General features: G+C 55.9%; 14 protein-coding genes and 1 pseudogene. 8 read left to right on the top strand and 7 right to left on the bottom strand.

Translation table 11 applies throughout. The annotated features are described in order from the left end of the window. Window positions 1-193 precede the first annotated feature (193 nt). The 3 genes from PHA01_RS10400 (at window position 194) to PHA01_RS10390 (ending at window position 3,919) form a co-directional block, all read left to right on the top strand. Window positions 194-1,144, top strand: coding sequence for an alpha/beta hydrolase (locus PHA01_RS10400; protein ID WP_271895031.1), 951 nt, complete (start codon window positions 194-196; stop codon window positions 1,142-1,144). 307 nt (window positions 1,145-1,451) lie between these two features. Then, window positions 1,452-3,149 (top strand): 2-isopropylmalate synthase, encoded by a 1,698-nt coding sequence (gene leuA, locus PHA01_RS10395; RefSeq protein WP_417020945.1) that lies wholly within the window; start codon window positions 1,452-1,454, stop codon window positions 3,147-3,149. A 125-nt stretch (window positions 3,150-3,274) separates the two neighbouring features. After that, window positions 3,275-3,919 carry a hypothetical protein gene (locus PHA01_RS10390; protein ID WP_271895029.1) on the top strand — a complete coding sequence of 215 codons (645 nt, stop codon included), beginning with the start codon at window positions 3,275-3,277 and terminating at the stop codon, window positions 3,917-3,919. A gap of 1 nt (window position 3,920) precedes the next feature. Here PHA01_RS10390 and PHA01_RS10385 read toward each other — a convergent pair whose 3' ends face one another. Beyond that, window positions 3,921-4,847: a metallophosphoesterase family protein gene (locus PHA01_RS10385; protein WP_271895027.1), complete on the bottom strand. Its 927-nt coding sequence runs from the start codon at window positions 4,845-4,847 to the stop codon at window positions 3,921-3,923. Between the two features lie 85 nt (window positions 4,848-4,932). On the opposite strand from PHA01_RS10385, the gene PHA01_RS10380 reads away from it, so the two are divergent. Continuing rightward, the gene (locus PHA01_RS10380; RefSeq protein WP_271895025.1) at window positions 4,933-5,403 is read left to right on the top strand and encodes an NUDIX domain-containing protein; all 471 of its coding nucleotides are present in this window, start codon (window positions 4,933-4,935) and stop codon (window positions 5,401-5,403) included. Between the two features lie 3 nt (window positions 5,404-5,406). Here PHA01_RS10380 and PHA01_RS10375 read toward each other — a convergent pair whose 3' ends face one another. After that, entirely contained in the window at window positions 5,407-6,384 is a 978-nt protein-coding gene (locus PHA01_RS10375; protein WP_271895023.1) for a glutathione S-transferase family protein, read from the bottom strand. A gap of 314 nt (window positions 6,385-6,698) precedes the next feature. Between PHA01_RS10375 and PHA01_RS10370 the strand changes: the two are divergent. Next, window positions 6,699-7,204, top strand: a pseudogene (locus PHA01_RS10370) (GNAT family N-acetyltransferase). A 24-nt stretch (window positions 7,205-7,228) separates the two neighbouring features. Here PHA01_RS10370 and PHA01_RS10365 read toward each other — a convergent pair. From PHA01_RS10365 to PHA01_RS10350, 4 genes are read right to left on the bottom strand one after another with little or no spacing between them, the layout of a single operon-like run. Beyond that, window positions 7,229-9,304: a hypothetical protein gene (locus tag PHA01_RS10365; RefSeq protein WP_271895092.1), complete on the bottom strand. Its 2,076-nt coding sequence runs from the start codon at window positions 9,302-9,304 to the stop codon at window positions 7,229-7,231. A gap of 9 nt (window positions 9,305-9,313) precedes the next feature. Further along, the gene (locus tag PHA01_RS10360; protein WP_271895018.1) at window positions 9,314-12,145 is read right to left on the bottom strand and encodes a DUF4159 domain-containing protein; all 2,832 of its coding nucleotides are present in this window, start codon (window positions 12,143-12,145) and stop codon (window positions 9,314-9,316) included. Then, window positions 12,142-13,056 carry a DUF58 domain-containing protein gene (locus PHA01_RS10355; RefSeq protein WP_271895015.1) on the bottom strand — a complete coding sequence of 305 codons (915 nt, stop codon included), beginning with the start codon at window positions 13,054-13,056 and terminating at the stop codon, window positions 12,142-12,144. The genes PHA01_RS10360 and PHA01_RS10355 overlap by 4 nt, the downstream gene beginning before the upstream one ends. Then, window positions 13,056-14,063 carry an AAA family ATPase gene (locus PHA01_RS10350; protein WP_271895013.1) on the bottom strand — a complete coding sequence of 336 codons (1,008 nt, stop codon included), beginning with the start codon at window positions 14,061-14,063 and terminating at the stop codon, window positions 13,056-13,058. Before PHA01_RS10350 ends, PHA01_RS10355 begins: the two co-directional genes overlap by 1 nt. 137 nt (window positions 14,064-14,200) lie before the next feature. Between PHA01_RS10350 and PHA01_RS10345 the strand changes: the two genes are divergently transcribed. The 3 genes from PHA01_RS10345 to PHA01_RS10335 are packed head-to-tail and all read left to right on the top strand — an operon-like array spanning window position 14,201 to window position 16,715. Continuing rightward, window positions 14,201-14,809, top strand: a complete 609-nt coding sequence (locus PHA01_RS10345; protein WP_271895011.1) for a DUF1285 domain-containing protein — start codon at window positions 14,201-14,203, stop codon at window positions 14,807-14,809. Beyond that, on the top strand, window positions 14,806-15,447 hold the full coding sequence (locus tag PHA01_RS10340) for a CoA pyrophosphatase (RefSeq protein WP_271895009.1): 642 nt from the start codon (window positions 14,806-14,808) through the stop codon (window positions 15,445-15,447). The genes PHA01_RS10345 and PHA01_RS10340 overlap by 4 nt, the downstream gene beginning before the upstream one ends. Then, the gene (locus PHA01_RS10335; RefSeq protein ID WP_271895006.1) at window positions 15,444-16,715 is read left to right on the top strand and encodes a CCA tRNA nucleotidyltransferase; all 1,272 of its coding nucleotides are present in this window, start codon (window positions 15,444-15,446) and stop codon (window positions 16,713-16,715) included. Before PHA01_RS10340 ends, PHA01_RS10335 begins: the two co-directional genes overlap by 4 nt. On the opposite strand, the gene PHA01_RS10330 is transcribed toward PHA01_RS10335, so the two are convergent. Then, a complete protein-coding gene (locus PHA01_RS10330) occupies window positions 16,716-16,898 on the bottom strand; it encodes a DUF1059 domain-containing protein (protein WP_114430373.1) in 183 nt (60 codons plus the stop codon). Between the last annotated feature and the right edge of the window lie 69 nt (window positions 16,899-16,967).

Below are 16,967 nucleotides of genomic sequence, written 5' to 3'. Positions count from 1 at the left end.
ATAAAATTTCCCAAAATGAAAACCTTTTACAATTGTTTTGCCGTTAATATTTTTTTTTCAGGGCGGGGGGGTGGGCGGGGGCTTTGGTAAAACCCGCGCCCTCGCCACCTTCCGCGTGGATTGTCTCGCCATCCGAGAAACAGAACTGGTTCTATCTGGATATCCTTTGCTCTAAAACTGCCAGGATTAACTTATGGGTAAACCTTATCTTTATGGACTATTAGCCGGGCTCTCGATCATCGTTGCCGTGTATCCGGCTAGCGCGCGCAATACCGCGGATTGCGACAAGTTGCAGTCCGGTAAAGCGGAAGTGTTGTTAAATACGATTGATCCACAGCCCGACGTTGATAAAAATAGCACCGGAGATGCCTGCCCGCAGAAGGGTCCGGCAAATTCGCAGACGCCGGTAAAAGCGGTGCCGATTAGCCTCGGAGCAACAGGCAGTGGGACTATTGTGAAGAAAGCGACCAAGGGTGACATTCTCCCCCAGAGCGAAGGTTCGCTCCATGAGGATCTTACTTTCAAGTACCGAATCTACCGTCCGGAAGTTCAGAACGGAGATACGATGGTTCTTCTGCATGGCTCAGGCCAGGATGAAACCAGCCTCGTTTCCTTTGCTTCCAAGATCGCACCGAATGCTCTTCTGCTCGCCGTGCGCGGGCGTGTAGTCCAGGATGGTTCGAACCGTTGGTATCGCCGGCTGACACCCATCAGTTTCGACCAGCAGGGCATACGATCTGAAGCAAAGGCTTTTGCAGACTTTCTGAAGCAGGTCACACGGGAATACAAATTCGACCCCAATCACACAACGTTTCTCGGGTATTCCAATGGCGCCAATTTGGTCAATGCCGTGATGATGCTTTACCCGGACCTCGTGAAACAAGCGGTGCTGTTGCGTTCGATGCCGGTCCTGACGGGGACAATCGAGGCTAATCTTGCCAATGCCCGAGTGTTGACCGTTTCCGGCGCTTCGGATCAGCTCTATGCACCCTATGCGCCAGCCCTTGAGGACTTGCTTCGCTCGCACGGTGCTCGCGTGGAAGCGCGTTCGATCAAGTCCGATCATGGATTGGGCAAGGATGACGTGAAAGTCGTCAGTGAATGGCTGGCTGGCGGTGCGACGGCTCAGTTGAAGAAGAACTAGACAAACTTGCTCTAGCATTCTTCTTGCATCCGGCCCGACAGTCGTTTAATTGTCTGGCCATGAAAACGCGCCCGACCCCACAGTCATTCGTTCAGTCCGCTTCCGCGGGCGTGACCAATCGCGCATTTCTCCTTCCGCTTCTTCTTAACCTTACTGGCGATCGCCGGGCTCGTTAAGAGGAGCGTCCGGCGGTCGAATTGGCCGCCAGGCAATCGCTCCTTATTCCCTTACAAGATAACTGTAACACTTAAGAAGAGTGCCGAAATCGCGCCAGATTTGATGCGCATCGGCCGGAAACGAGAAACAAATGATCGACATGATCCAACGGAACATGGGCATGCCCTATGCCGCCAAGAAATACGAACCTTATCCCATGGTCGATCTGAAAGATCGGCAGTGGCCTTCCAAACGTATCGAGAAGGCACCCATCTGGTGTTCCGTCGATTTGCGCGATGGTAACCAGGCATTGATCGATCCGATGGGGCACGACAGGAAAGTGCGCATGTTCGCGCTGCTGCTCGAGATGGGATTCAAGGAAATTGAGATCGGTTTCCCTTCCGCCTCGCAAACGGATTTCGACTTTGCGCGCTGGTGCGTGGAGGAAGGCAACTCTGGCCCGGATGTTTCCCTGCAGGTGCTGGTGCAGTGCCGTCCTGAATTGATTACCCGTACCTTCGAATCCTTGGAAGGCGCGCACAAACCGATCGTACATTTCTACAATTCAACCAGTGAGTTGCAGCGGCGCGTCGTGTTCAACAAGGACGTTCACGGCATCAAGACCATTGCCACAGATGCCGCCAAAATGATCACGGATATGGCGGCAAGGGCAGGCGGAGGCTATCGTTTTGAGTACTCGCCGGAAAGCTTTACGGGCACCGAACTCGAAGTCGCATTGGAAATCTGCAATGCGGTAACGGAAATCGTCAAGCCAACACCTGACAACAAGTTGATCATCAATTTGCCTTCGACGGTGGAGATGTCCACGCCAAACATCTATGCGGATCGCATCGAATGGATGTGCCGTCAGCTCGACAATCGCCAAAATCTGATCATCTCGCTGCATCCGCATAATGATCGTGGCACCGGCGTTGCAACCACCGAACTCGGACTGATGGCTGGTGCCGACCGCGTCGAAGGCACCTTGTTTGGCAATGGCGAGCGCACCGGCAATGTCGATATCGTTACGTTGGCTCTGAACATGTTTACGCAAGGCGTCGATCCCGAACTCGACTGCTCCGACATCAACCGGATGAAGGAGGTATACGAGTATTCCAACCAGCTTATTATCCCCGAGCGTCACCCTTATGTCGGCGAACTGGTCTACACGGCGTTTTCCGGATCGCATCAGGACGCGATCAACAAGGGGATGAAGGCAATCAAGCAAGCCAACAAGATGCTGTGGGAGGTGCCTTATCTGCCCATTGATCCGCAGGATGTCGGGCGCAGCTATGAGGCAATCATCCGCATCAACTCACAGTCCGGCAAGGGCGGCATCGCCTATATCCTTCAAGCCGACTACGGCCTGAATTTGCCGCGTGGCATGCAAGTGGAGTTTCGTGAAGACATCCAGCAGATCACGGATGAGGAGGGCAAGGAGATGCCGTCCAAGCGCATCTACGATCGCTTCCAGGAACTCTATGTCGAACAGCCGAACGCGCGGTTGAAATTCGTCGACCACCACACCTATCCCGATACTGAGCGCAAGGGGGTGCGTGTGCTTTCTGCGGAGATCACTGATCGCGGTGAAACAAAACGGATTGAGGGAAGGGGCACCGGCCCGGTCGATGGTTTCATTGACGCTCTTTCGCACTATCTCGGCACTAAATTGTCGGTTGTGAACTATTCGGAACACTCGCTCCAGCACGGTTCGGATGCAGCCGCGATCAGCTATATGGAAATCGAACATCCCGGCGGCAAGATTTTTGGTGCAGGTATCAACAAGAACATTGTGACTGCCTCACTTGAGGGCATTGTCTCGGCAGCAAACCGGATAATCGGAAAGTGATGAAGGGCCCTTCGGGGCCCTTTCATTTATACGGGGAACGAAAATCATTCCAGACAAGTTTCTGATGCAATGGCCGCGACAGATGGTTAATGATGCTCTAACCCTAGCTCGTGCCGGAAATGCTTATGAGTGAAATGCGAGAGAAGATCACCGCCGTTGGTAATCGGCGAAAACTTGCTGACGCCGTTCGAGGTGTGCAAATTGCTGCCGCCGATCGCGGCGATGTTGTCGTCGATATGAAGGAAGCGGACCTCGCCAGGATCGAAATCCTTGCCCATGATCTGAAGCCGGTATTCGATGATGTACCTGTGGACGATCTGCAATGGGATTTCGCAATTTCCAAAGGGCAGCAGCCGAGATTGTGGATTGATCCGACGTCGCATGTCATGATGGGCCGTGATCGTCGGACGTATCGGTTTGTCCGCGACACGAGGCTCGGGCGGATCGTGGTGGCGGAATCGCCCGACGTGCAGCCCATTTCAGACGCGGTAACCAATTATATCGCCGAGCGGATTGTTGAGCGTCAACGCCTGATGGAGGGTGAGAGGATCAACCTTCGCTCAGCCGTCATTTATCAGGAAGATGAGAACTCTGGTTCAACTGAACATGCATTGGTTCGACCAACCGTCGTTTCTTCCAACACAACCTATCGCTCCAGATCGGTTGTGGGCGAACTGGTCACTGTATTGACGTGGTTTGCTATCGGCGGTCTGGCGGGTGCAGGAGCGCTCCTGGCATTTTTCTGGGATCGCTTATCGCCATATTTTTGAGTCACACCGGGGCGAGTACAGCGCCGACTTGAAGGTCATGTTCGCGGATAGTCCGGATGCTCATCTGCTCATCGACAATTCCGCGCTCAATCATATGACACGACCAGCCAATATTGGTTTTGGCAATGGCAAACAGATTGAACGCCGCGGGAGGCTTATGATTTCCACCAAAACTCTGGCTTGCCGAGGGGACGCATATCACGGGTATTTTCCAACTTGGACCTTCAATCTCGTAGCGTGTCGCCAGGTGCGTATGGCCATGGAGAACCAATTCAGCTCCATGTTTGCGAACTGTGCGCTGAAAAAGACCGATGCCAAGCAGGCGCTTGTGAGAAGGCGCGGCGCCGCGCACTGGCGGATGGTGGATCATAATTACCCGGAAGAGGCCAAGTTTACCTGTGTCATCGAGGAGTTCGCCCAATTTTCGAGCTTGCCGCTCGCGAATATCGCCGGTCGCCATGAAGGGAGCGGTAGCGCGCGCTGAGGAAACTCCAATAAGTGCTACGTCGCCGCGGACGCGAAGATATGGGAACTCCACAGGGCTGTTTGCCGCTGCCTGAGCATCGCCACGCATCCACGGTTGCCAAAAGCGGCGTGTCTTTTTTAGCGCACCCGGCACGTACGCATCATGATTACCGGGGACAACCGAGATGTCAGCGGGGTCACCCAAGGTTTTGAGCCAGCGCTGTGCCGTCTCCAGTTCCTCATCCAGAGCCAAGTTCACGAGATCTCCGGTGACGGCGATATGATCCGGGGACTGTGCCTTCATATCGGCCACAAGAACATCCAGTGTACCGCTTGTCATCGAGCCCTTGCGGTTCGATCGCCAATTGATATAGCCAGTAATGCGCTTGGAGATCAGTTCACGCAAAGTCAGCGCGGGTAAAGGCGACAGATGTATGTCGGAGATATGAGCGAGGTGGAACATCGACTCAGCTTTATGAGAGTATTGGCGCGAAATCCAGTGATACAACCGTCGCACACCGGAGCAGTTCCGGCCAAGGTCAGACAGAATGGTTGAAAAACGTTCAAAATGGCGTCATCGCCTGTTCCATACCTACTTTCTGCTTCGTCGACCCATGACCCTTGGTGCCCGCGGTGTTGTTCTGGATGACAAGGAGCAATCGGTATTTCTCATTCGCCACACTTATGTTCCCGGCTGGCAATTTCCGGGCGGTGGCGTGGAAACGGGGCATACGATTGAAGAGACGCTCAAGAAGGAACTGATGGAGGAAGGTAATATCGAGCTCACCGGCAGGCCCCAGCTTTTCGCCATCTATCATAATGCGCACGCGTCAAGACGCGATCACGTTGCGCTTTATGTTTGCCGCTCGTTCCGGCAGGTAACACCGTTCATCGCCAATCGCGAGATTGCCGAAGCGGGGTTTTTCAAACTCGACGCCCTGCCACAGGATACTACACCGTCCACACGGCGCCGGCTCGCCGAGATTCTGGACGGCGCTGACGTCCCGCTTGACTGGTAGCGATCAGAAACGGTCGCGATCGTGCGGGGCCGTGTAGTCAATTTCCGGTCCGACAGGAATTATCCCGCTTGGATTGATGGTTTTGTGACTGCCGTAGTAGTGCGCCTTGATGTGTTTCAAATTCATTGTCGGGGCCACGCCCTGCACCTGATATAGTTCGCGAGTGTAGTTCGACAGGTTCGGATAGTCGGCAATGCGCTGGCGATTGCATTTGAAATGACCCACATAGACGGGATCGAAGCGTAGCAGCGTGGTAAACAGGCGCCAGTCGGCTTCTGTTAGTTGATTGCCGACGAGATAACGCTGACGGGACAGCCGTTCCTCCACCTGGTCAAGCGCATCGAACAATTGTGCAAACGCCTCTTCATAAGCTTCTTGCGTCGTGGCAAAGCCAGCCCGATAGACGCCGTTGTTGATGTTCGGATAGACCAGCGCGTTGATCTCATCGATCTCGCCGCGCAGTGCTTCTGGATAAAAATCGAGGGAGGCATCGCCGAAGTCGTTGAAAGCGGAATTGAGCATTCGAATGATCTCTGACGATTCATTGGAAACGATGGTCTTCTGCTGTTTGTCCCAAAGAACCGGTACGGTCACGCGGCCCGAATAATTGGGATCGGCGCGTGTATAGACTTCGTGCAAGCGCTTATAGCCGAAGAGGTGGTCCGGTGTTGCGCCGTCCTTTTCGTAGAATGTCCAGCCTTCCGCTCCCATGTAATGGTCGACGACTGACACCGAAATTACGTCCTGCAGTTGTTTGAGTGCACGGAAAATCAGCGTGCGGTGCGCCCAGGGACAAGCATAGGAAACATACAAATGATAGCGACCAGGTTCGGCCTTGAATCCGGCCTTGCCCGATGGTCCCGCGCTACCATCAGCAGTCACCCAATTGCGAAACTGTGACTCGGTCCGGATGAAACGGCCGCCAGTGTCCTTTGTATCGTACCACTGGTTGTGCCACACGCCATCAATCAATAAACCCATCTCGTCTCCTGGAACCACGCCGTGCGCTGGTTGATTTCAGTATTTCGTTGTTCCTCACAGTTAAGCTCAATTCCTCTCGGTTCCATGACCAAGCCGGTGAACAGAGTGTCACTTTTTGCCGGACAAACCGGATTTTCGGTTTACGGCAGTTTCTTTTGATGTTACGCGAACAAAAAAGGAGACTTTTGTGGCAGGAATTCTGTTCATCCGACGATGAAACCCGAACCGGCGCTTTTTCCAAGCGGCGGAAATTCCTGTGTTGCCAACAACCGGGTTCGAGGCGCGTATCCACTCCTTTCAAAAAGACACTCAGCATGCTGACCCAAGTCGTGACTTACGCCCCGGAGAACCCGGTGCATGACGCTGCCATAGAAGACATCAACAAAGAAGCTTTCGGACCTGGACGGTTTGCTCGTGCTGCATACCGGATTCGTGAAGGTGGCCCGCACGATCGCGCGCTCTCCTTCGTCGCGTTGAACGGAGAGCACGTGGTAGCATCGGTCCGGCTAACGCCAATCCATATTGGCACGACTTCGGCTTTGCTTCTCGGCCCCTTGGCGGTACATCCTGCATGGAAAAATCAAGGCATCGGGGCTGCGCTGATGCGCACCAGTATGAAAGCGGCGCGTGTCGCTGGCCACCATCTGGTTGTCCTTGTCGGCGATGAGCCTTACTATGCGCCTTTTGGCTTCCGCCAGATACCAGGTCATCTGATCGAAATGCCCGCGCCCGTGGAACCGACCCGGTTTCTCGCCTGCGAACTAACACCGCGCGCCTTGGAGGCCGTGCAGGGCGGGTACGCCACGCCACCCAGACCTGATAGTAATCTGGCCTGACGATACCACTACTTGCCTTCGCGGTACCACATGCCGCCCAGCACCAGGATCATCGCAGCGAGGCCGAGGAAGCCTGAAAACAGCGGCAGGCGATTGACGCTCTTGAGGATCGTCTCGTTGGTCGGGCGCAACCCGATCCAGTTGTCGCCACTCGCGCTCGCCATGCCGCGCGACGCGACGATATTAGGAACCTCGATGGTGCTCTGGTCGGCGGCTGGCCGCAGCCGCCGCGTTCCGCCACCGGTTTCGCGTGCCAGCGGATCGAGCTTGGCGGTTGTGGAAACATTGTCACTGAATTCTGGTGCGTCGACGGGTCCGACATGGGCAAGCGTCGTCAGATCACCATTGGCCACCTGGTAAAGGCCGATTTCATCGGTCGTCACTGAAGCTGTAAAGACCCCTGGCTCGGTTTCCGTCAGGGGAATGGACCTCGTCTTGCCCGATGGCGTGATGACGCTCGCAGCGTTGGCGGTCTTCTGCATGGTCTGCCGGCGGATCTCCAGGTTGCGGCCGCTACCGCTTGCTGTCAGTGCTTCTTCTTCCAACTCCGGCTCTTTCATAAGCCAGTGGGCGATGCGCCGGTAGAGCGCGGCATGCGGGCCGCCGCCTTCGAAGCCGCGCGCCCAGAGCCAGCCTTGGTCGGAAAGGAACATGCCTACACGGCCTTCTCCAACATGATTGAGCACCAGTAATGGCTTATCGCCCGCATCCATGACTGTTGTGCCTTCGGGTTGATTGACGTCAATAACGCGGAACCAGCGGCTCCAGTGCGGTGGCTCCTGCGTACTGCCCTCAAGGCCACGTGTTACCGGATGGCGTTTACCTTGATCGCTCAGACGCGGATAGAACGCTTTTTCTTCGATGTTCCCCGTTGGCGTCGCAGGCAGGACCGAAAGGAGCGGCGTATTGGCGATCGACATATTGCCCGCGTATTCAGGACCTGCGGCGATGAGAAGTGCGCCACCCTTTTGGACATAATCGTTGATGTAGTCGTAATAGAGCAGCGGAAGCACATCGCGGTGTTGGTAGCGATCGAAAATGATGAGGTCAAACTGCTCGATCTTGTCGACGAAAAGTTCCCGCGTTGGGAAGGCAATCAGCGAAAGCTCGTTGATCGGTGTCGAATCCTGCTTCTCGGGCGGCCGCAAAATCGTGAAGTGCACTAAATCGACGGATGCGTCGGATTTCAAAAGATTGCGCCACGTGCGCTCGCCATTATGCGGTTCGCCGGAAACCAGCAGGACACGCAGATTCTCGCGAATGCCGTCAACCATGGCAACGGCCCGGTTGTTCACTTCCGTGAGTTCGTTCGGAACGGCATCCACGACAATTTCGACAATGTTCACGCCTGCTCGCGGTAGCGTAACCTCCAGCGGCATCTCCTGACCGATGATGGCATCGTGATTGCTCACCTCATCACCGTTCACGCGCACGCTAACACGCGCGCGGCCGCCTTGCGGCTCGCCCGACGCCGTCACCTTGTATGTCATTTCCTGCGGCTTGCCGGTCAACCCGAAACGTGGCGCTCGGACAAATTGGATACGGCGGTCGATTTCGCCGGGCGTGCCGGTGATTAGCCCATGCACCGGAGCACTGAACCCGAGACCGGCCATATTGGCAGGGATATCATGAATCTGGCCGTCCGTGATCATGATCGCGCCGCCGATACGCGCTGGCGGCACATCACGGAAAATGCCATTCAATGCCTGGAACAAACGTGTTGAGGTTGCGTCATCATTTTCGGTTGCTTGACCGGTTTCGACCGTCCTGACCTCGAACTGCGGCAGCCGACCAAGTTCTGTCTGAACCTGTTTCAAAGCTGCATCCGTGTCTGCAGTGCGGTTGCCGATATCCTGACTCTGGCTGCGGTCAGCAACGACAGCAACGACGCTTTTCAGCGGCTCGCGTTCCTCATTCACGATAATCGGATTGAAGAGTGCCATGGCAAATGCAGCGACGGCCAACAGCCGGATCAGGCTGCCGCGCTGGCGAAAATAGATTCCGGCCAGCGTAAGAATGAACAGCGGTACGAGCAAAAGCGCGAGAAGTGTGTTTGAAACAAGAGGCTGGAAATCCAATGACAGATACATGACTTAGTTTCCCAACCGCTGCAAAAGGTCAGGCACATGCACCTGGTCGGATTTATAGTTTCCGGTCAGCATATACATGACAATGTTGATACCGGCGCGGTAGGCGTAGACACGTTGCATCGGATCGTTGGGGATTGTCGGGTAGAGTGGAGATCCTTCGGCATTTGTCGCCCAGGCGCCTGCAAAATCATTGCCGGTTATCATGATGGGCGTGACACCATCTCCTGCCCTCACAGGCCGATCGGAGCGGGCTTCGGTCGAGAGTGATGCCTGCACCCACAAAGGGCTCCCGCGGTAGCGGCCAGGAAAATCCTGCAGAATGTAGAAGGATTTGGTCAAGACGTGGTCGCTCGGGACTGGCTCAAGCGGTGGTATGTTGAGGCCGGCAAGAATGTCACGCAACCTCTGATTGGCGGGCGTTGTCGAGTTGTCAAAATTGATCGCGGCTGCATCCTGATCGCGGGTGTCAAACAGCACCGTTCCGCCCTGCTGCATATATGCATCGATCTTGGCGATCGCCTCTGGCGGCGGCATTTTTGCCGTTGCATCGACAGGCCAATAAATCAAAGGATAGAAGGCGAGTTCATCAGTCGCAGGATTGACGCCGATGGGTTCACCAGGTTCGAGAGCTGTGCTGTCGGAGAGAGCTTTCGACAGGCCAAGCAGGCCCGCCTTGCTGACATCGTCGACGGCACCATCACCAGTTATGACGTAGGCGAGATGCGTGGCATTGACGGCTTCCAGAATGGATTGGTCGCCGGGCTTGCTGTCATTCTGCTGAGCTGACGCGGGAGAAGGGCCAAGGGCAAGTATGGCCGGCAACAGGAGGATGGCCAGCGACGCCGCCGCAGCCGCACGATAATGGCGACGCAGATGGCCGCCGAGCCAGAGTACGGCAATGGCATCCAGTGCCAGTAGCAGCGCTGCAAGAGCCAAGAGCGGTCCACGCAATGGCAAGGATTCGTCCACGGCGTAGCGTGCTGTCGTTACCGGAAATGCCAGGTCGGGTTGAATCAGCGGCTTGATTTCGCCGTCAGGCTTGAAAAGGTTGAGCGCCGTCATGGCATCCTCAACACCGTAGAAGCCGGGAGGATTATCGAAACTCACCTGTGGGCTAGCACCATTCCCGATCAGGAGCGGTCTGGTATCGCCGTTGGGCGGGACAAGCGAACCCTCGGCATTCAATGCCAGATACGGTGGAAGGACACGCGAGCCGCTTGTGCCATTATCGTTTGTCAATGGTCCGGCTGCGTTGGACAACGAGACGAGACGGTGCAGCATATCGACAAAACTGCCGCTGATCGGCAGGTTTGACCATGTGGCTTCAGGTGTTACATGGAACAGTACCAGCTGACCGCGCTCGCGTGTCCCGCCGGTTACGAGCGGCGTACCGTCTGCCAGATTGGCCCAGCTCTTGTCGTACAAGTCGGAAGATGGTTCTGCGAGAACCTGTCGCGTCACGGTCACATCTTGCGGAGTTGGCAAGCCGGCGAAGGGCCCGTTCTCCGGGAAGGCCGCAACAGGTTGCGATTCCTTCCACGATAAAGTGCCGCCAAGGGACCGTTCGCCTTTACGCAAAGTGACGGGCAGCAACGGATCCTGATCACTGTTGCCTGCAAGGCGCGGTCCAGCAAAACGGATCAGCGTACCGCCCTTATCGACCCAATCTGAAAGTGTTTGCTCAGTCTCCGGCGGTAGTTTGCCGATATCCGCCATGATGAAAACCGAGGGCTTCTGTTCAAGGAGTTCGGGGACGGCGCGCACAAGTTCCGGGTTACGAGGGCGTAATAGATCGGCAAACGGTTCGAGCGCACGCGATATATAGTAGAGTGGCGAGAGCAGCGGTTGTGAAAGGTCTGCGTCAGAACCGGAAAGTAACGCAACGCGCCTTCGCTTGTTGTTGTCGTCAATCAGGTAGGTGGCCCCCGCCTGCTCAGCTCCGTCGACCCGCAATGTGTGGAAGTCATTGCGCAATTCGTAAGGCGCGTTGATGACAGCTTCGCCGCTGCTCTCACCCGCGGCAAAGACCAAACCGGTTTCAGCTATACGCCGGCCTTTTTCGTCAAATGCGCCTATTGTAATTCCGTTCTGGCCGCGATCATTGCCTGGCCGTACCGCACGAACAGTTAGACCATTCGCGTTGTTGACGGCCTGTCGAAGAGCGACCAGCGATGTAATCGATGGTTGGTACCAGATTATGGATGCGATACCTGAACCTTCGAGCGCCTTGACTGCTTCCGTAGCCTGTGGCGTGTCGACACCATCGTTGAGATAAGCAAGCCTCGTACCGGACACATTTGCAATCGCCGTTTTCAACCGCGCAAACGCGGCCGACCGGTCGACTGGGATTGGGCGCACGGCCATAGCCCTGAGCCGTTCTAGCGCGGCGTTGGCATCGAATGGTCCGATATCGGTATTGGCTTTTTCTGCCGTACCCAAAATGTAGATCAGCGCTCCAGAGTTCTCCGCATCGGAGATCAGGCGCTCGGCTGTATCCTTGCGTGCACTCCATTCCTCGTTCGACGACCAGCCATTGTCGAGGACTATTGCAACCGGGTCCTTGCCTGTCAGTGTTTCAGCCCGGGGATTCCACACGGGTTCCGCCAGCGCGAGAATCACGAATGCCGCAAGCAACAACCGTAGAAGCGTCAACCACCATGGGCTTTTGTTGGGTGTCTCTTCCTTCTTGAGGAGTTGAGCAAGGATTTTCAGCGGGGGGAATATTTCCGTGACCGGACGGGGCGGGGTCACCCGCAAAAGCCACCAGATGATTGGAAGAACGATGAGTCCGGCAAGGATGGCAGGCGCACCAAAGGCCAACGGGAGTGCATTCATGCGCCGTTCCCCTCGTAGCCAATATTGGCGGTCATGTTCATGTGAACCGATACGAGCGCATCGGACGCCAAGCGATCGGTACGATTGGTGGTGTAACTCCAGCCAATCCGCCGGCAAAAATCGCTGAGGACCTCACGTCGCGCGTAGAACAATCGGCGATAGTCTTCGGCGTAGTCCTCTGCGCGCCCGAACGTTAGAGACGCGCCGGTTTCAGGATCGACGAATTCGGTGCGCCGCTTGTAGGGAAAATCTTCTTCGGCTGGATCATAGACCTCTATCAGGTGCGCACGGGCGCCAGCCTGAACGAGTTGTTGAAGAAGAGCCAGTGTATCTTCCACGGGCTCTAAAAAATCACTGACTAAAACTACATCGGAAAAGCGCCGCACTCTGCTCAGATCAGGCTTGGCAGGCGGGTTCGTCGTGTGGGCGAGTAGGGTTGCGAGGCGTTCCGCACCGTTTCGAGCAGATATGGGGTCTGCCACGCCAGGGAAGCCGATCCGCTCACCACTGCGTGATAAAAGTTCGTCCAGTGCCAGAACGAGTACCAGAGCGCGCGATTCTTTCGATACATGGGCTTGTTCGGACTTGTAGAGCATGGAAGGCGAAGGATCGGCCCATAGCCACACCGTATGAGCTGCTTCCCATTCCTGATCGCGGATATAAGTACGATCATCGCGGGCAGAGCGGCGCCAGTCGATACGGGAGATAGCCTCACCCTGAGCGTAGGGCCGAAATTGCCAGAAAGTTTCGCCGACGCCACTTTTCCGCCGGCCATGCCAACCGGTGTTGACGGTATTGAGAATACGACGCGCTTCGACGAGTAGGTCAGGTAGCAGAGCGGCACGCTGGCGGGCACGCGCAAGCGCATCTCCTGTGTCAGCCCGTGCTACCTGCGCGCCAATTGCTGCCATTAGAAAGCAACTTTTGTGAGGTTGCCAATAACATCGCGTACATTCATACCATCGGCGCGCGCAGCAAACGTCAACGCCATCCGGTGCTGCAATACTGGTTCTGCCAGAGCCTTTACGTCGTCTACCGATGGAGCGAGCCGGCCGTCATAAAGAGCGCGTGCCCGAGCGCAGAGCATCAGGGCCTGACTAGCGCGAGGGCCGGGGCCCCAGGAGATGAATTTTTTTGCAATTTCGTTGTCAGCCCCGGGACGAGCGGAGCGAACAAGCTTGAGAATGGCATCGACAACACCTTCCGGTACCGGCATCCGACGGATGAGGTGCTGCATGTCGCGCAGGCGCTCCGCATCGATTGTCTTTTCCGCTCTAACATCTGAAATACCGGTGGTCTCTAGCAGCACCCTGCGTTCTGCTTCGAGTTCCGGGTAGAGAATATCGATCTGCATCAAAAACCGATCGAGCTGCGCCTCCGGCAGCGGATAGGTCCCTTCCTGTTCAAGCGGGTTCTGCGTCGCCAATACATGAAACGGTTGTGGCAAATCGTGCCGCTCGCCTGCAATCGTAACGTGATACTCCTGCATGGCCTGCAGGAGCGCCGACTGTGTACGAGGTGAGGCGCGATTTATTTCGTCCGCCATGAGCAATTGAGCGAAAATAGGGCCTCTGACATAGCGGAAATAACGTTTGCCATTGTCATCCTGCTCCATGACTTCAGAGCCCAGGATATCTGAAGGCATAAGGTCCGGCGTGAATTGAATGCGGCGGTCGTCAAGACCGAGAACAGTCCCCAGCGTTTCCACCAGCTTTGTCTTTGCCAGGCCCGGGACGCCGACAAGAAGCGCATGTCCGCCTGCCAGCAGCGCCACCAACGTTCGCTCGATGACGCTCTCTTGTCCAAAGATGACAGTGCCGATGCCGGTCTTTATCCTTGAGATGTCTGCCAGCGCTTTCTCAGCCTCGGCAATCATTGCCTTGGGATCGGACGGTACCTCAGGTTTAATCATGGTCATGGGTCACCTCACCGCTGGTATCTGCACAGAGTCTCTCTTAAATGACTCTAACGTAAAACGACTCTAAGTCACTATGACATGCTGACAAGCGGTCCAACGTTGACTATTTCGTGACGCAGATAGAAAAAAGGCAGGCCATGGCAGGATCAGAGGACACTCTACGGGATACAGCAGGGCTGGAAGCGCTGATCTCGCGTGCCGCCACACCGGGCAAGGGCCTGCCACCTGTTGACAAATGGAATCCCGATTTTTGCGGCGATCTCGATATGGAGATCAAGGCCGATGGTACCTGGTTCTATATGGGTACCCCTATTGGTCGACAGCCGCTTGTGCGCCTTTTCTCCACGGTCCTGCGCAAGGACGCCGACGGACGGACCTATCTCGTGACGCCGATTGAAAAGGTGGGAATCCGCGTCGAGGATGCACCTTTTCTGGCGGTTGAACTCGATGTCTCAGGCGAAGGGGATGCGCGGGTCATGACGCTACGCACAAATGTTGGTGATATCGTCGAGGCAAGCGCCGGCAATCCGTTGCGGTTTGTCATCGATAAAATCAACGGTGGACTAAAGCCTTACCTCTTGGTGCGAGGCCGTCTTGAGGCGCTTCTGGCGCGGCCGGTGATGTATGAGCTGGTCAGCCATGGGGAGGAAATCATCATCGACGGAAAGCCGATGTTCGCGGTACGATCAAAGGGAAGTGTGTTCCCAATCATGCCGTCAGGTGAACTGGAAAAGCTGAGCCAATGAGTCTGACCAAATCGCTGCATGAGGGTTTTTCCGCCCGTGCATTCTCACAACGTGTGGCGCTCAAGGGCAGTGAACCCTTGGACCGGGATCATGGCGATCATTTGCTCAATCCTGAACTCGATGCGTTGATCTCAGCAAATCCCCTGCGCGACGCTGCTGTCCTTGTGCCAATTGTGGATCGCGGCGATGAGGCAAGCGTGCTCCTCACCCTGCGCAACGCCAATATGCGCAAGCATTCGGGGCAGGTCGCTTTTCCAGGTGGGGCGATTGACCCGGAAGACGATTACGAGCCGGAGAAAGCGGCACTACGCGAGGCCCATGAGGAAATCGGGCTTGAGGGTCGCCATGTGGAGGTCATCGGGCGGCTGCCTCGCTACTTGACCACGACCGGCTATTCGATCACTCCGGTGCTAGGGCTGGTGCATCCGCCATTTGAACTCACCCCGAACCCCGCTGAAGTCGCCGACGTGTTCGAGGTGCCTTTGTCTTTCCTGATGGATCCCGGCAACCATCGTCGCGAAAGCCGAATATGGCAGGAAAAGGAACGGTTCTACTACACGATGCCGTTCGGTGACCGCTTCATCTGGGGCGTAACTGCGGGCATCATCCGGACACTTTATGAAAGGCTCTATTCTTGAGCGAGACTGTTTCCATTGCCGACAAGGCTTCGTGGCTCAAAGACGAGTCCTTGCAAAAGCTGCTCGCCGTACTTGCCGCTGACGGCGAGGCTGCGCGCGTTGTCGGCGGTGCGGTAAGAAATACGCTTTTGGGTGAAAAGGTTAGCGATATTGATATCGCAACGACCTGCTTGCCGGAGGAGACTATGCAGCGCGCGATGAATGCCGGACTGAAGGCTGTTCCGACCGGCATAGACCATGGCACGATCACGGTCGTTGCGCATGGGAGACCGTTCGAGGTGACGACTTTGCGCGCTGATATCGAGACAGATGGACGGCATGCTGAAGTTGCCTATGGCCGCGATTGGCAGGTGGACGCAAACCGGCGCGACTTCACCATGAATGCCTTATATGTCGAGGCGGATGGTACCGTCGTCGATCTTGTTGGTGGTCTTGCGGATGTTGAAAGCCGCACGCTGCGCTTCATCGGCAATCCGGAGCAGCGTATCCGCGAGGACTATCTGCGTATATTACGGTTTTTCAGATTTTTCGCCTGGTACGGCAAAGGCAGACCTGAAAGCGACGGGCTGAAGGCTTGCGCGCGTCTGAAAGATGGACTGAAACGGCTCTCGGCTGAGCGCATCTGGTCGGAGCTCAAGAGATTGCTGAGTGCGCCCGATCCCTCGCGTGCATTGTTATGGATGCGGCAGGCGGGCGTCCTGACGGCAGTTTTGCCCGAAAGTGAAAAATGGGGCATCGACACGATCCACTCTTTGGTAAAAACCGAGCAGGACCTGCATTGGGAGGTCGATCCGCTTTTGCGGCTGGCAAGCATGATACCCCCGCAAATCGGCCGCATCGCCGAAATGGCGTCGCGGCTGAAACTTTCCAACAGTGAACGAGTACGACTGGAGGCTTGGGCTGAAACCGCAATGCCGCAATCCGAGATTTCCGAGAGCGGATTTGCGAAACAACTTTACCGCAGCGATCAGCAAGGCATGCGTGATCGGCTCAGTCTGGCTCTGGTTTCAGCACGTGCCGAGGCGATCAACGATAACGCGGCGATGATGAGGGCCGGGCGTCTATCCAAATTGCTCGAATATCTCGATAGCTACGAACGGCCGAAGTTTCCTGTATCCGGCAGCGACCTACTCGCTGCGGGTCTCGAAAAAGGACCGGAAATCGGCAAGGTCCAGCGCGCGCTGGAGGACGACTGGATTAGTTCGGGCTTTACCCTCGAGCGCGATAAATTGCTTGCCAAAATTCCTGAATATGCAGGAAAAGCCTGATCAGGCTGCCTGGCCTTTCGACGGCTGGATATTCGCCTTGATAGTTTCGAGCATTGATTCACGAATAACGGTTTCACCGTGGGTTTCACGCAAATGCTCAGTAGTGCGGCGAATGATTTCAGCTTCGGTGTCGTGACGTGTATGCCACTGGCAACCGGGAACAATGCAATGAAGTTCTTTCATGCCTTCTCTCCCTGTTGTAAGCCCGCAAAAATACGTGCTCCGTCCACAAGAGCGCGGCCCTTTTTGCCG

The sequence above is a fragment of the Candidatus Phyllobacterium onerii genome (assembly GCF_028331445.1).
Classification (GTDB): Bacteria; Pseudomonadota; Alphaproteobacteria; order Rhizobiales; family Rhizobiaceae; genus Phyllobacterium; species Phyllobacterium onerii.
The sequence above is the reverse complement of the archived record's forward strand: the minus strand, read 5'-3'. Positions and strand labels throughout refer to the sequence as shown.

Excerpts from the sequence above, each read along its gene's own strand:
- PHA01_RS10400 (WP_271895031.1), top strand. The coding sequence starts at position 194 with ATGGGTAAACCTTATCTTTATGGACTATTAGCCGGGCTCTCGATCATC.
- leuA (WP_417020945.1), top strand. The coding sequence starts at position 1,452 with ATGATCGACATGATCCAACGGAACATGGGCATGCCCTATGCCGCCAAG.
- PHA01_RS10390 (WP_271895029.1), top strand. The coding sequence starts at position 3,275 with ATGAGTGAAATGCGAGAGAAGATCACCGCCGTTGGTAATCGGCGAAAA.
- PHA01_RS10385 (WP_271895027.1), bottom strand. The coding sequence starts at position 4,847 with ATGTTCCACCTCGCTCATATCTCCGACATACATCTGTCGCCTTTACCC.
- PHA01_RS10380 (WP_271895025.1), top strand. The coding sequence starts at position 4,933 with ATGGTTGAAAAACGTTCAAAATGGCGTCATCGCCTGTTCCATACCTAC.
- PHA01_RS10375 (WP_271895023.1), bottom strand. The coding sequence starts at position 6,384 with ATGGGTTTATTGATTGATGGCGTGTGGCACAACCAGTGGTACGATACA.
- PHA01_RS10360 (WP_271895018.1), bottom strand. The coding sequence starts at position 12,145 with ATGAATGCACTCCCGTTGGCCTTTGGTGCGCCTGCCATCCTTGCCGGA.
- PHA01_RS10355 (WP_271895015.1), bottom strand. The coding sequence starts at position 13,056 with ATGGCAGCAATTGGCGCGCAGGTAGCACGGGCTGACACAGGAGATGCG.
- PHA01_RS10350 (WP_271895013.1), bottom strand. The coding sequence starts at position 14,063 with ATGACCATGATTAAACCTGAGGTACCGTCCGATCCCAAGGCAATGATT.
- PHA01_RS10345 (WP_271895011.1), top strand. The coding sequence starts at position 14,201 with ATGGCAGGATCAGAGGACACTCTACGGGATACAGCAGGGCTGGAAGCG.
- PHA01_RS10340 (WP_271895009.1), top strand. The coding sequence starts at position 14,806 with ATGAGTCTGACCAAATCGCTGCATGAGGGTTTTTCCGCCCGTGCATTC.
- PHA01_RS10330 (WP_114430373.1), bottom strand. The coding sequence starts at position 16,898 with ATGAAAGAACTTCATTGCATTGTTCCCGGTTGCCAGTGGCATACACGT.